Annotated in this window: 14 protein-coding genes; 8 read left to right on the top strand and 6 right to left on the bottom strand. The window is 65.1% G+C overall.

The features are described 5' to 3' along the window. The first annotated feature begins 90 nt into the window (after positions 1–90). From ACFQY2_RS09255 to ACFQY2_RS09240, 4 genes are all read left to right on the top strand, one after another. Positions 91–309, top strand: a complete 219-nt coding sequence (locus ACFQY2_RS09255; RefSeq protein ID WP_378745477.1) for a heavy-metal-associated domain-containing protein — start codon at positions 91–93, stop codon at positions 307–309. 173 nt (positions 310–482) lie between these two features. Continuing rightward, on the top strand, positions 483–1,217 hold the full coding sequence (locus ACFQY2_RS09250) for a hypothetical protein (protein WP_378745476.1): 735 nt from the start codon (positions 483–485) through the stop codon (positions 1,215–1,217). 52 nt (positions 1,218–1,269) lie between these two features. Continuing rightward, complete coding sequence (locus ACFQY2_RS09245; protein WP_378745475.1) at positions 1,270–3,582, top strand: heavy metal translocating P-type ATPase; 2,313 nt, start codon at positions 1,270–1,272, stop codon at positions 3,580–3,582. A gap of 447 nt (positions 3,583–4,029) precedes the next feature. Then, positions 4,030–5,133 (top strand): FAD-dependent oxidoreductase, encoded by a 1,104-nt coding sequence (locus tag ACFQY2_RS09240; RefSeq protein ID WP_378745474.1) that lies wholly within the window; start codon positions 4,030–4,032, stop codon positions 5,131–5,133. A gap of 8 nt (positions 5,134–5,141) precedes the next feature. Here the strand turns inward: ACFQY2_RS09240 and ACFQY2_RS09235 are convergent, their stop codons facing one another. Then, positions 5,142–5,669: a GNAT family N-acetyltransferase gene (locus tag ACFQY2_RS09235; protein ID WP_378745473.1), complete on the bottom strand. Its 528-nt coding sequence runs from the start codon at positions 5,667–5,669 to the stop codon at positions 5,142–5,144. A 391-nt stretch (positions 5,670–6,060) separates the two neighbouring features. Here ACFQY2_RS09235 and ACFQY2_RS09230 point away from each other — a divergent pair, with 391 nt between their 5' ends. Both ACFQY2_RS09230 and ACFQY2_RS09225 read left to right on the top strand, forming a co-directional pair. Continuing rightward, on the top strand, positions 6,061–6,537 hold the full coding sequence (locus ACFQY2_RS09230) for a YbaK/EbsC family protein (protein WP_378745472.1): 477 nt from the start codon (positions 6,061–6,063) through the stop codon (positions 6,535–6,537). 193 nt (positions 6,538–6,730) lie between these two features. Next, positions 6,731–7,051: a tyrosine-type recombinase/integrase gene (locus ACFQY2_RS09225; protein ID WP_378745471.1), complete on the top strand. Its 321-nt coding sequence runs from the start codon at positions 6,731–6,733 to the stop codon at positions 7,049–7,051. Between the two features lie 10 nt (positions 7,052–7,061). On the opposite strand, the gene nrdF is transcribed toward ACFQY2_RS09225, so the two are convergent. The 4 genes from nrdF to nrdH are packed head-to-tail and all read right to left on the bottom strand — an operon-like array spanning position 7,062 to position 10,934. Next, entirely contained in the window at positions 7,062–8,042 is a 981-nt protein-coding gene (gene nrdF, locus ACFQY2_RS09220; RefSeq protein WP_378745469.1) for a class 1b ribonucleoside-diphosphate reductase subunit beta, read from the bottom strand. 43 nt (positions 8,043–8,085) lie between these two features. After that, positions 8,086–10,260 carry a class 1b ribonucleoside-diphosphate reductase subunit alpha gene (nrdE, locus tag ACFQY2_RS09215; RefSeq protein WP_378745468.1) on the bottom strand — a complete coding sequence of 725 codons (2,175 nt, stop codon included), beginning with the start codon at positions 10,258–10,260 and terminating at the stop codon, positions 8,086–8,088. Then, positions 10,227–10,676, bottom strand: coding sequence for a class Ib ribonucleoside-diphosphate reductase assembly flavoprotein NrdI (gene nrdI / locus ACFQY2_RS09210; protein ID WP_378745467.1), 450 nt, complete (start codon positions 10,674–10,676; stop codon positions 10,227–10,229). Before nrdI ends, nrdE begins: the two co-directional genes overlap by 34 nt. 24 nt (positions 10,677–10,700) lie before the next feature. Then, complete coding sequence (gene nrdH, locus ACFQY2_RS09205) at positions 10,701–10,934, bottom strand: glutaredoxin-like protein NrdH (protein ID WP_378745466.1); 234 nt, start codon at positions 10,932–10,934, stop codon at positions 10,701–10,703. A 378-nt stretch (positions 10,935–11,312) separates the two neighbouring features. Between nrdH and ACFQY2_RS09200 the strand changes: the two genes are divergently transcribed. Continuing rightward, entirely contained in the window at positions 11,313–12,524 is a 1,212-nt protein-coding gene (locus tag ACFQY2_RS09200; RefSeq protein ID WP_378745465.1) for an MFS transporter, read from the top strand. 27 nt (positions 12,525–12,551) lie between these two features. Further along, positions 12,552–13,721, top strand: a complete 1,170-nt coding sequence (locus ACFQY2_RS09195) for an acyl-CoA dehydrogenase family protein (protein WP_378745464.1) — start codon at positions 12,552–12,554, stop codon at positions 13,719–13,721. A gap of 3 nt (positions 13,722–13,724) precedes the next feature. On the opposite strand, the gene ACFQY2_RS09190 is transcribed toward ACFQY2_RS09195, so the two are convergent. Then, positions 13,725–13,997: a metal-sensitive transcriptional regulator gene (locus ACFQY2_RS09190; RefSeq protein WP_378745463.1), complete on the bottom strand. Its 273-nt coding sequence runs from the start codon at positions 13,995–13,997 to the stop codon at positions 13,725–13,727. Between the last annotated feature and the right edge of the window lie 17 nt (positions 13,998–14,014).

The following is a 14,014-nucleotide window of genomic DNA, read 5'->3' as shown; positions in this document are numbered from 1 at the left end:
GTAACGAATACCCCCCTGGGGTATCAAGCGGAAAGATATGCGCGCGAGCTCGACGGAGGCGTCGAGCCCCGACGACAAGTGAGGAACATCATGGCAACGACGGAGTTTCAAGTGACGGGGATGACCTGCGGACATTGCGAACGTTCGGTGCGCACTGAGGTCACCGCAATCGACGGCGTCACGAGCGTCGATGTGAGCGCGTCGACCGGTCGGCTGGTGGTGGTCACGGGAAGCGATTCCCCCGCGGACGATGCCGCGGTTCTCCATGCGGTTGAGGAAGCCGGTTACTCCGCCGCACGCAGCCGATGAAGGCGCCGGTACGTCTGGGACTGTACGGCCTCGGCCTCATCGGGGTGTTCGTGACTGCCGCGCTCGTTGCGGGAGCAGTCGTACCCGACTCGCTGGTAGCCGCGCGAATCGAGGCTGCGGGCGGCGCGCACGCGGGGATGGGCTCTGGCGCCGAAGGTTCACCCACCCGCGGGGTGTCACTCGAGACACACGGGTTCCGGCTCAGCACGGTGCGTGCTCCTGACGCTCTCGGGGTCGCCGGACAGCTGAGCTTCGAGATCCTCGACAGCCACGGCGAGGTGGTGACCGAGTACACCGAGTCCCATGAGAAAGACCTGCACCTCATCGTTGTGCGTACAGACGGCGCTGAGTTCGCGCACGTCCACCCAGAGCTGGGTCCGGACGGGTCCTGGACTATTCCTTGGACATGGGAACGAGCAGGAAGCTACCGCGTCTTCGCCGACCTCATTCCCGCCGGTGAAGAGGAAGCCATCACGCTGACGCGCACTGTCGAGGTCGCGGGCGAACTCTCGCCAACTCCACCGCAGCGAGAGTCTCTCAGAGCCCGTGTCGACGGTTACGACGTGCAACTCGAGGGCGAGCTCCACGTCGGCGCGACCTCGGTGCTCACTCTGAGTGTCACGCAGAACGGCGCCCCGGTGACGAGGATCGAGCCGTACCTCGGCGCATTCGGTCACCTGGTCGCGCTTCGCGACGGTGACCTGGCCTACCTGCACGTTCACCCGGAGGGCACAGAGCCCGCTCCCGGAGCCGTATCGGGTCCGAAGGTCGAGTTCGCAACCGCCGCACCGACCGCCGGCCTGTATCTGCTCTACTTCGACTTCCAGATCGACGGGGTCGTTCACTCGGCGCCGTTCATCATCCAGGCCACCGCAGGCGAACCCTCTACCGCGGGTGATTCCCATTGACCAGCGTGTCGCTCGTCGGTGAACGCGCAGCACACGACTTATACGAGGACGAATGATCATGTCGACTGTTGAGGAAACGGCGGAAAGCAGCATCGAACTCATGATTGGGGGGATGACCTGCGCATCCTGCGCCATGCGGATCGAGAAGAAGCTGAATCGACTCGAGGGCGTCGAGGCCAGCGTCAACTACGCCACTGAGAAGGCCCGGGTCCATGTGCCTGCCGGCTACGACGCGCAGCTGCTCATCGCCGAGGTCGAACAGACCGGATACTCGGCCCGACTTCCGCCGAGTACGGAGGATGCGAAGGCGAGCGAGGTCGACGTTGAGGACCCAGAGCTCACTGCGCTTCGTCATCGCCTGATCGGCTCGGTGATTCTCTCGGTGCCGGTCATCCTGATGTCGATGATTCCTGCCCTGCAGTTCGTCTACTGGCAGTGGGCGTCGCTCGCGTTGACGGCGCCGGTCATCGTCTGGGCCGCGTGGCCTTTTCACCGGGCTGCCTGGATGAACTTCCGACACGGGGCCGCCACCATGGACACACTCGTATCCATGGGCACAGGGGCGGCATTCCTCTGGTCGCTCTACGCACTGTTCCTGGGCACCGCAGGAGAGCCGGGAATGACGCACCCCTTCGAACTGTCGATCGCCCCGACCGATGGAGCGGCGAATATCTATCTGGAAGTCGCTGCAGGCGTGACGATGTTCATTCTCGCGGGCAGGTACTTCGAGAAGCGATCGAAGCGGCAGGCGGGCGCGGCACTCCGGGCTCTGCTTGAGCTTGGCGCGAAAGACGTTGCGGTGATCCGCGACGGAGTCGAAACGCGGATCTCCATCGAAGACCTCGCGGTCGGCGACGAGTTCGTCGTGCGTCCGGGAGAGAAGATCGCCACCGACGGTGTGATCGTCTCCGGGATGTCGGCCATCGATGTGTCGATGTTGACGGGAGAGTCCGTGCCGGTCGAAGCGAGCCCTGGGGATGCTGTCACCGGCGCCACGATGAACACCAGTGGTCGGCTGCAGGTGCGCGTCACGCGAGTGGGCTCGGACACGCAGTTGGCGAAGATGGCGAAGCTGGTCGAGGATGCCCAGTCGGGCAAGGCCGACGTTCAGCGCCTGGCCGATCGTGTATCCGGAATCTTCGTTCCCATCGCCATTGCCATCGCCGTGCTTGCGCTCGGCGCGTGGCTGGGTGCCGGGTTCCCGCCCGCCGCAGCGTTCACCGCGGCCGTTGCCGTACTCATCATCGCCTGCCCTTGTGCACTCGGTCTTGCAACCCCGACCGCCTTGCTGGTCGGAACCGGCCGCGGTGCTCAGATGGGGATCCTGATCAAGGGACCCGAGGTGCTCGAATCGACGAGGCGGGTGGACACGGTGGTGCTCGACAAGACAGGCACCGTGACCACTGGCCGGATGACGCTGGTCGACGTGGCGACGGCGGCCGGTACCGAGCGTGAAGAACTGCTGCGGCTCGCCGGGGCCATCGAGGACGCGTCGGAGCACCCGATCGCGCAGGCGATCGCCAAGGGCGCCACCGCAGAACTCAACATCTCCCTGCCCGAGGTCGAGGAGTTCCGCAACATTGCTGGAAAGGGTGTTACGGGGATCGTGGAAGGCCACGCGCTGGTCGTCGGCAGGCAGTCGCTCCTGCACGAGTGGTCCGTGCCCGGGAACGCTGAACTGCAGAGAGCAAAGGAACGAGCCGAGAACGCGGGCAAGACGGCAGTGCTGGTGGCCTGGGATGGTGAGCTCCGCGGTGTGCTCATCGTGTCGGACCAGGTGAAGCCCACCAGCGTCGAGGCCATCCGTCAGCTTCGCGACCTGGGCCTCACGCCCATCCTCCTCACCGGCGACAACGAGGCTGTGGCGCACCAGATCGCCGCCGAGGTCGGGATCGAACGTGTCATCGCCGAGGTGCTCCCGGAAGAGAAGGCTGACGTGATCAAGGCGCTGCAGGCGGAGAACAGGATGGTTGCCATGGTGGGAGACGGCGTGAACGACGCGGCAGCGCTTGCACAGGCCGACCTCGGCCTTGCCATGGGCACCGGCGCAGACGCGGCGATCGAGGCATCCGATATCACATTGGTGCGCGGCGACCTTCGAAGCGCCGCGGATGCCATCCGGCTGTCACGCCGCACCCTGGGAACCATCAAGGGGAACCTGTTCTGGGCGTTCGCCTACAACGTCTCCGCGATTCCTCTGGCCGCGCTCGGGCTGCTCAACCCCATGCTCGCTGGTGCCGCGATGGCGTTCTCCAGCGTCTTCGTGGTCGGAAACAGCCTCCGTCTACGCTCCTTTGCGAGCAAGGCGGTGGACTCGCCGAAACCCGCGAACACTTCTGCGCCGGCAGCGCAGACGGTCTTCTGACCCTTCACTGAATGATAGAAAGGCAACACCATGTGTGAAAAGCACGACCACGCCGCCGAGGCGCCCGATCACTCGCACGACCACGGTCACTCCCACGATCACGGTCACGCGCACGGTCACTCCCATGACCACAGTCACTCCCATGACCACGGTCACTCCCACGGAAGTGCGTCCTCTGACCCGGAAACCTCGGCAGAGTGTCCTGTGATGGCTGGAAGTTTCGTAGACAAGTCTGAGGCAGAGCAACAGGGACTGGTGCGCGACCACAACGGCAACCGCTACTACCTGTGCTGTGCAGCGTGCGGACCGCTCTTCGATGCAGATCCTGAGAAGTACGCGCTAGCACACTGAAGCGTGGCGTCGGCGGGTCTCAAGCCCGCCGACGCTGCCCGTCTGGCTGCCGCGACGGCGCCCAGACCTATGGCTTTGCAAGTGGAGGGAATCAGTATGGATGTCGACGTCATTGTCATCGGTGCCGGTGCGATGGGCACCGCTGCAGCATGGCGCCTCGCGCGCCGCGGTCGCTCAGTCCTGGTGCTGGAGCGCTTCGACGAGGGCCACGATGTCGGTGCATCGCACGGAACGACCAGAAACTTCAGCACCGCCTACGACGACGATATGTACCTCGGACTCCTGGCCCGTGCCCGCGAGTACTGGCGTGAACTGGAAGCAGAGTCGGGTCAGCAGGTCATCGATTGGGTCGGCTTGGTGCAGCATGGCTGGCAGCGGCCCCTTGAGACGATGGCGCTCGCTCACGCTCGCCATGGCATCCGCAGCCAGCTCCTGGACGGCGAAGAGGCGCAGGAGCGGTGGACGGGCCTCCGATTCGATGGGCCTGTGCTCTATTCAGAGGATGCCGGTCGCATCAGGGCTGGCGACGCGATTCAGGCGATGAGGGGTCTCGCTGAAGCGGCTGGCGCTCAGTTTCTGTTTCAGACACCGGTCACGCGGCTGGAGTGGAATGATTCCCGGGCCACTGTCTACTGCGACGGCGCCGAGTACCGCAGCGACTCCGTCGTTCTCACCGCCGGCGCCTGGACGGAGAAACTGCTCGCTGGGCGCGTTCAGCACCCGCGACTCCGCGTGACTCAGGAGCAGCCTGCGCATTTCGCGCTGCAGAAGCCCGACGCGCACTGGCCTGGCTTCATGCAACGGCCCCTCCCCGACTCTGATCGCGACAGCTACTGGTACAGCACCACCTACGGAATGCTGACCCCCGACGAGGGCATCAAGGTGGGATGGCACGGTACGGGACCCGAGACAGATCCCGACCGCCGTACTTTCACGTTCGACCCCCCGCAGATGGATGCGCTCCGCCGCTACGTCAGGGAATGGATCCCCGGTGCCGACCCCGACCGCTTCGACGCGATCAGTTGCACGTACACGACGACCTCAGACGAGAGGTTCGTCGTTGATCGGATGGGGCCGATCTGCGTCGGGGCGGGATTCTCCGGGCATGGCTTCAAGTTCGCACCGGCAATCGGAGAGGAACTCGCCAAGCTCATCACGGGCGAGGGCCGCGACCACGAATTACGGCTGCTGACAGACTGAAGCGCCCGTCAATCCAGGCCCAGGGCGAACACGACGTCTGTGTGCGTGCGCGTCACCACATCTAGGTCTGGCCTCCTCGTCAGGCCACCTTTGAGTGCTGTCTTCTGCGACGGGACATTCTCAGCGGTGGTGTACGCGACGAGCGGCAGGTCCTCGCCCAGCTCACGCCATCGGCCGATGGCGGCCTCCACCAACTCACTGGCCAAGCCCCTGCCCCAGGCATCCGGAGCCAAGCGGTAGTAGAGGTTGTAGACCCGCATCCCCCGCCACGTCAACGCCAGAATCCCGCCGAAGCCGATCACTGCACCGGGTGCATGCGCCTCTTCGATCGCCCAGTAACCGTTGCCGTCCGTCGCCCAACTCGTCGCCCACTCCCGCGCCTGTTTCTCGGCGAGGGCGCGCTCGACCATCGGACCAGCCGGATTGTAGGCATTGGTGCGGGGGTCAGAGTGAATGCGCCAGATCGCCCCTGCGTCATCGGGGGTGACAGGCCGAAGCAGCAAGCGCCGGGTTTGCACTGTTCCGTGGGTGGGCACGAGTCAACTCTAGATCGGCGCAGCTGTCTGCTGTTGCTTCCGGGACGTCCTGGCGGAACCCGGGCAGGAGCCGGGCTCGCTCCGCCTGTACCACTGGACGTTTGATCGCAACGTGAAAGAGACGGATCCTGATTGGGGCCGTGCCCTCCCCCGGTTACCAGGCGCGTTCCGCACCTTCGCGCACGGTGAGCTTCGAGACGATCTCCCAGACCTCCGCAACCACCCGCCCGAGGTCGCGCAGAGCCTGCGCTTTCGTCTTCATCGGTCCATTCATGTCCCTATGATCTCGCCATGAAGCGACTTACCCTGCCCGGATGGACTTCTATAAAGCGCCGCCTGACTGCAGTGCGCACAGGCGTCGCTGCGGGGTGTGATTCGATACCGTGAGGGCATGACCGAGATCCTTCCCGCACGCAGTCGCATCGTCCAGCAGCGGATGGAAGCGGCCGGCTTCGACCCCGACATCCGCGTGCTGTCCGATTCCGCCCGGACCGCGGCGGAGGCCGCTGCGGCGATCGGATGCGAGGTGGCTGCGATCGCGAACAGCCTCGTGTTCCTGGCGGACGGCCAGCCGGTGCTCGTGATGACGAGCGGCGGTCACCGAGCCGACGTCGACGTCATCGCCGCCGGGATCGGCGCGGGACACGTCGAGATGGCACCGGCTTCAGTGGTCCGGGACGCGACGGGGCAGGCGATCGGCGGAGTCGCACCGACCGGGCACCCCGCGCCGTTGCCTACCTACATCGATGAAGGGCTCTGCGCGTTCGACGAGATCTGGGTGGCGGCCGGCCACCCTCACACCGTTATGCCCCTGACCCTGGACTCCCTCCAGAAACTCACCGCAGGACAGGTCATCGCGGTGGTCTGATCTACGCTGGTTGCGGTGCCTCCGGGCGAGGGATGCGAGTGTGGTAACTCTTCCGGAGTCCGGAAGTACCGCTTCTCACCCGAGCCGACATACGCTGTCGGGACGTATGACCTTGAGTTCTTCAGCGACGGCCCCGACCCGCTCCCCCGCAACAAGCGGGTGGTTCACACACGCCGTGAAGGCGGCGCAGCGCATGGACAAGACCATCCCGAAGATCACCCCGCACGACCTCCGCCACGCCGCGGCATCCCTCGCCGTCTCATCGGGAGCGAACGTCGAGGTCGTGCAGCGCATGCTCGGTCACGCCTCAGCCCCGATGACCCCCGACGTCTACGCCGACCTGTTCGACCGTGATTTCGACGCCGTGGCCGCGGACATGAGTGCTGCCCGCAAGGCGGCCGCCTCCGTAGAGCGTGTGGGCAAAGTGCGGGCAGATACACGAAACGCCCCCGGCGAACGGCTCATCGCGAGCAGCCGCCGGGGGCGTTCCTCTTGTCAGATAACCACGGTCTGACCAAGGACCGTCAGAAGTCCCAGTCGTCGTCCTCGGTGGCCTCGGCCTTGCCGATCACGTACGACGAGCCCGACCCCGAGAAGAAGTCGTGGTTCTCGTCGGAGTTCGGCGACAGGGCCGACAGAATCGCCGGGTTCACGTTGGTGACCGTCGACGGGAACATCGCCTCGTAGCCGAGGTTCATCAGAGCCTTGTTGGCGTTGTAGTGCAGGAACTTCTTGACATCCTCGGTCAGGCCGACGCCGTCGTAGAGGTCCTGCGTGTACTGCACCTCGTTCTCGTAGAGCTCGTACATCAGGTTGAAGGTGTACTCCTTGAGCTCCTCACGGCGCTCCGGGGTCTCCGTCTCGAGCCCGCGCTGGTACTTGTATCCGATGTAGTAGCCGTGCACGGCCTCATCACGGATGATGAGCCGGATCAGGTCGGCGGTGTTCGTCAGCTTCGCCTTGGACGACCAATAGATCGGCAGGTAGAAGCCGGAGTAGAACAGGAACGACTCCAGCAGCGTGGAGGCCACCTTGCGCTTGAGCGGGTCGTCTCCGCGGTAGTAATCGAGAATGATCTGCGCCTTCTTCTGCAGATTCTGGTTCTCGGTCGACCAGCGGAACGCCTCATCGATCTCCTTCGTCGACGCGAGCGTCGAGAAGATCGAGGAGTAGCTCTTCGCGTGCACCGACTCCATGAAGGCGATGTTGGTGTACACCGCTTCCTCGTGCGGGGTGAGCGCGTCCGGGATCAGCGACACCGCGCCGACGGTGCCCTGGATGGTGTCGAGCAGCGTCAGTCCGGTGAACACGCGCATCGTGAGCAGCTGCTCGTCGGCGGTGAGCGTGTTCCACGACTGCACGTCGTTCGACAGCGGCACCTTCTCGGGCAGCCAGAAGTTGCCGGTGAGGCGGTTCCATACCTCGAGGTCCTTGTCGTCCTCGATGCGGTTCCAGTTGATCGCATCGACATGACTGACCAGCTGCAGCTTCGGTGAGGGAGTCATCTCTTGTTCATTCCTTTTCTGGGTCCCTGAGCCTGTCGAAAGGTCACAGCATGCAGCTGACGCACTCGGACATGTCGGTGCCCTCGAGTGCCAGCTGACGCAGACGGATGTAGTAGATCGTCTTGATGCCCTTGCGCCAGGCGTAGATCTGGGCCTTGTTGATGTCGCGCGTGGTGGCGGTGTCCTTGAAGAACAGCGTCAGCGACAGGCCCTGGTCCACGTGCTGGGTCGCGACGGCGTACGTGTCGATGACCTTCTCGTAGCCGATCTCGTACGCGTCCTGGTAGTACTCCAGGTTGTCGTTCGTCATGAACGGTGCCGGGTAGTACACGCGTCCGAGCTTGCCCTCCTTGCGGATCTCGACCTTCGACGCGATCGGGTGGATCGACGAGGTGGAGTTGTTGATGTAGGAGATGGAGCCGGTCGGCGGCACAGCCTGCAGGTTCTGGTTGTAGATACCGTGCTTCTGGACGCTGTCCTTCAGTTCCACCCAGTCCGCCTGCGTGGGGATGCGGTGGCCGGCGAAGAGCTCCTTGACCTTCTCGGTCTCGGGCGCCCACACGCGATCGATGTACTTGTCGAAGAACTCCCCCGAGGCGTACGTCGAGTCCTCGAACCCGTCGAAGGCCTGGCCGCGCTCGATGGCGAGCTTGTTGGAGGCGCGCAGCGCGTGGTACAGCACCGTGTAGAAGTAGATGTTCGTGAAGTCGAGTCCCTCTTCAGAGCCGTAGTGGACGTGCTCACGGGCCAGGTAGCCGTGCAGGTTCATCTGGCCGAGCCCGATCGCGTGCGAGCGATCGTTGCCCTGCTCGATCGAGCGCACCGACGAGATGTGACTCTGGTTGCTGACCGCGGTCAGGCCTCTGATGGCCGTCTCGACGGTCTTACCCAGGTCACCGGCATCCATCGCCAGGGCGATGTTCATCGAACCCAGGTTGCAGGAGATGTCCTTGCCGATCTGGTCGTACGACAGGTCCTCGTTGTAGGTGGTCGGCGTGTTCACCTGCAGGATCTCGCTGCAGAGGTTGGACATGTTGATGCGGCCCTTGATGGGGTTCGCCTTGTTCACGGTGTCCTCGAACATGATGTACGGGTAACCGGATTCGAACTGGATCTCGGCGATCGTCTGGAAGAACTCCCGCGCGTTGATCTTCGTCTTCTTGATGCGCGCGTCGTCCACCATCTCGCGGTACTTCTCGGTGACCGAGATGTCGCCGAACGGCACACCGTAGACCCTCTCGACATCGTACGGCGAGAAGAGGTACATGTCCTCCCCGTTCTTCGCCAGCTCGAAGGTGATGTCGGGCACGACGACGCCCAGCGAGAGCGTCTTGATGCGGATCTTCTCGTCGGCGTTCTCCCGCTTGGTGTCGAGGAACCGCATGATGTCCGGGTGGTGCGCGTTCAGGTACACCGCGCCGGCGCCCTGACGGGCCCCGAGCTGGTTGGCGTAGCTGAAGCTGTCCTCGAGCAGCTTCATGACGGGGATGATGCCCGAGGACTGGTTCTCGATCTGCTTGATCGGTGCACCGGATTCGCGGATGTTGCTGAGCAGCAGCGCCACGCCGCCGCCGCGCTTGGAGAGCTGCAGCGACGAGTTGATGCCGCGCGAGATGGACTCCATGTTGTCCTCGATGCGCAGCAGGAAGCAGCTGACGAGCTCGCCGCGCTGCGCCTTGCCCGAGTTGAGGAAGGTCGGTGTGGCCGGCTGGAAGCGGCCGGAGATGATCTCCTCGACCAGGTCGATCGCGACCTGCTCATCGCCGTCGGCGAGGCCCAGCGCCGTCATCACCACGCGCTCCTCGAAGCGCTCCAGGTACCGCTTGCCGTCGAACGTCTTCAGCGTGTAGCTGGTGTAGTACTTGAACGCGCCGAGGAAGGTCTCGAAGCGGAACTTCTTCGAGTAGGCCAGGTCGGTGAGCTTCTGGATGAACTCGAACGAGTACTTCGCGAGGAGCTCGCCCTCGTAGTACTCCTTCTCGACCAGGTAGTCCAGACGCTCCTTGAGGGAGTGGAAGAACACCGTGTTCTGGTTCACGTGCTGCAGGAAGAACTCCCGCGCGGCGCGCTTGTCGGCGTCGAACTGGATCTTGCCGTTCGCGTCGTACAGATTCAGCATCGCGTTCAGCGCGTGATAGTCGAGCCCCTCGTACGCGGGGTTGACCTTGAACTCCACCTGCTCGGTCACTGCCTGCTCTTCAACTGCGGTGTCCACCATCGTTCCAATCCGTCGCTCACGCGATCGACATCATCCGACGTGCCGAATACTTCTAGCCGGTACAAGTGCGGCACATGACACTTGCGGCTGATGATCTCTCCGGCGAGACAGAACGAATCGCCGAAATTGGTGTTCCCCGCAGAGATGACTCCGCGGATGAGGCTGCGGTTGTGCTCGTCGTTGAGGAACCGGATCACCTGCTTGGGAACGGCGCCCTTCTCCTCGCCGCGCCCCTGCCCGCCCCCGTACGTGGGGGTGACGAGCACATAGGGCTCGTCGATGACGAGCGGCTCCTCATCCCGGCGCAGAGGGATGCGCCGGGCAGGGAGCCCGAGTTTCTCGATGAATCGGGCGGTGTTGCCCGACACGCTCGAGAAGTAGACCAGGAGCGGTGCGGAGGTCGCGATCGCGCTCATCCTCCACCTCCTGAGACTGTCGGATTATGCCAGACGGGCTGCGAGCTCGTCGATCTTGTCGGGACGGAAGCCCGACCAGTGACCCTCGTCGGTGACGACGACCGGCGCCTGCATGTAACCGAGTGCTTTGACCTGCTCGAGCGCCGTGGCGTCCTCCGAGAGGTCGTGGATCTCATACTCGATGCCCTTCGCATCGAGGGCACGATAGGTGGCGTTGCACTGCACGCACGAAGGCTTGGTGTAGACCGTGATCGACATGATTTCTGGCTTCTTCCCCTCAGATCCGAACTGCTTCTCCGGCAGACCCCCGCCGGGACTTCAATACTACATATGGGGACGGACATTGCGACCGACCACTAGGGATAGTAGTTACATCCGTGTAGTTTTCCACCGCTCTCCCTAGATACAACACAGCTTGTCCACGGTTCCTTCCACAGCCGGGCGAACGGGACGAGCCCTCGGAAACCGCATGTTCTCGCGGCTTCCACGACCGCGGAGCGGATTCATCCACAGGCGGCACGATACGAGGGGTCGCCGACATCCGATTTCCTGTGGACAACGCCCTTCGGCGTGTCGCGGCGTGTCGCGGCGGCGGTTCCCGCGCGCGCCGTCGCGCGCCACGGATAGTGTTCTGTGGTGGCCGGATATCGGGACCTTCTACGCACGCCGGGTGTCGGGCGCATGATCGCCGCGCAGCTCGTGGCGCGACTGCCCAACGGCATGATCAGCCTCGCCATCCTCATGCACGTCGAGCAGCGGACCGGTTCCTACGGTGCCGCGGGCATCGTCCTGGCGGCGGCATCCGTCGGCCAGGCCGTCGCCGGCCCCGTCACCAGCCGCTGGATGGGTGCCTGGGGCATGCGCCGAGTGCTCACCCTCACCCTCGTGGTGTGCGTGACCGCCGTGCTCGGGCTCGCCCTGCTGACGCTGAACCTGCCCGGCTACATGGCGCTGGCCCTGCTCGCGGGACTCTCCACGCCGCCGGTGCAGTCGGCGGTGCGCACCATCTACCCCAAGCTCGTCAACGCGGGTCAGCTCACGCCGCTGTTCTCGCTCGACGCCTCTCTGCAGGAGATCATCTGGATCGTCGCCCCGGTGGCGATCACCCTGGTCTCCACCCAGGTCGGAACGGTGCAGGGCCTGCTCATGGTCGCCCTCATCCTGATCGTGGGCGGCGCGTGGTTCATCCTGTCGCCCGAGGTCGGGCGCGTGCGCATACCGCGCAGCCGACGTGCGCTCGGACGGGTCGTGCTCAAGCCGCCCGTCATGCTCGCGACCGTCATCGGCTTCCTGCTGATCGGCGCCTGTTCGGCGGTCGAGGTCGGCGTCGTCGCCACCTTCGGTCACGGCGGGCTGGAGGCCGGGCTCGTGCTGGCCGTCTTCTCGGTCGGGAGTCTTGCCGGCGGCCTCGCGTTCGGGCACATCCCGATCGGGCCGTGGGCGATGGCGCGCCGTCTGCTCATCGTCACGATCGGCCTGGCTCTCACGATGCTGTCGCTGAACGTGCTCTGGATCGGCGGCACTCTGCTGCTGGCGGGCATCGGCATCGCCCCGGCCCTCACGGTGCTGTTCGCGATCACCACGGCGAGCGTGAAGTTCAGCGAGACCGCCGAGGCGTTCGGCTGGGCGGGCACCGGACAGCTCATCGGAGCCGCAGCGGGATCGGCCGTCGCCGGGATCCTCATCGACAGCGGCGGAGGCCCGACGGGTGCCTACCTGGCCGCGGTGCTCTTCGCGCTGGCAGGCCTGGTCGTCGCGGTCGTGTTCGTGCGCGGATTCCCCGATCTGCGTCACCGCGACCCGAGCCCGTATCCCGACACCGAGCCGATCCAGACCGCCCGCCTCTGAGCGCCGTACCCGGCATAGGCTGGGCCCGTGAGCACCTTCGATCCCGCGGCACATCTTCCCGACGACCTGCTGGAGCGCATCCGCGAGCGCGCGGTCGTGCACGACCGGGAGAACACGTTCCCCCAGCAGGACCTCGCCGAACTCCGCGAGGCCGGATACCTGTCGGTTCTCGTGCCGACCGAGTTCGGCGGAGCGGGTCTCGGACTGGAGCAGACGGCGCTGCTGCAGCAGCGCCTGGCCACGGCATCGCCCGCCACGGCGCTCGCGATCAACATGCACCTGGTGTGGACCGGGGTCGCGAAGGTGTTCGGCGACCGCGGCGTCGCCGGCATGGAGTTCGTGCAGCGCGGCGCCGCGTCGGGCGAGGTCTTCGCGTTCGGCATCAGCGAGGGCGGCAACGACCTGGTGCTGTTCGGCAGCGATACGGATGCCGTCCCGCAGGCGGACGGCGGCTACGCCTTCACCGGGACGAAGATCTTCACCTCGCTCGCGCCGGTGTGGACGAAGCTCGGACTCCACGGCCTGGACACGACGAGTGCCGATGCTCCGAAGCTGGTGTTCGCGTTCGTCGACCGGACCGATGCCGTCGTCACCAGCGACGACTGGGACACGCTGGGCATGCGCGGTACGCAGAGCCGCACGACGCGGCTCAACGCAGCGGTCGCGGCGGCGGAGCACGTGGTGCGGCGCATCGATCCGGGCCCCAACCCGGACCCGATCGTGTTCGGCATCTTCAGCGTGTTCGAACTGCTGCTCGCATCGGTCTACACCGGCATCGCCCGACGTGGCCTGGACCTGGCCGTGGCCGCCGCGCAGAGCCGTCGCTCGAAGAAGACCGGCACGACGTACAGCCAGGATCCCGACATCCGGTGGCGGGTCGCCGACATGGCGCTGGCCTACGACGCGCTGCCGCCGCAGATCGCCGCACTCGCCCGTGATGTGGACGCTCTGGCCGATCACGGCCCGCGCTGGTTCACGCTCCTGTCGGGGGTGAAGCACCGTGCTGTGGTGATGGCGAAGCAGGTCGTCGACGAGGCGATGCTGGTCGCCGGCGGCGGCTCGTACTTCACCTCGAACGAGCTGTCGCGACTGTACCGGGACGTGCTCGCGGGCATGTTCCACCCCTCCGACCCGGAGTCGGCGCATTCCACCGCGGCGAGCGCGTGGCTCGGCCCGGTCGAGGCGCCCGGAGGCTGAGGGCTACTTCCGGTCGAAATCGAAGGCCTTCAGGAGTTCGCCGACCGCGTTCTCCCGCGCGTCGCCGCCGGACTCGAACATATCGGCGACATGTGTGCGCAGATGGTTCTCGAGCAGCAGTCGGTTGAGGGACTCCAGTGAGCGCTGGACGGCACGGGACTGCGTGATGATGTCCATGCAGTACTCCTCGTTCTCGATCATCCGCGCGATGCCGCGCAGCTGCCCCTCGAGGATGCTGGTGCGGTGCAGCGCACGCTTCTTGATGTCATCGATCACGCCTTCGAGCGTAGTCG

It is taken from the genome of Microbacterium sp. GCM10027623 (genome assembly GCF_042666935.1).
Lineage (GTDB): Bacteria > Actinomycetota > Actinomycetes > Actinomycetales > Microbacteriaceae > Microbacterium.
The sequence above is the reverse complement of the archived record's forward strand: the minus strand, read 5'-3'. Positions and strand labels throughout refer to the sequence as shown.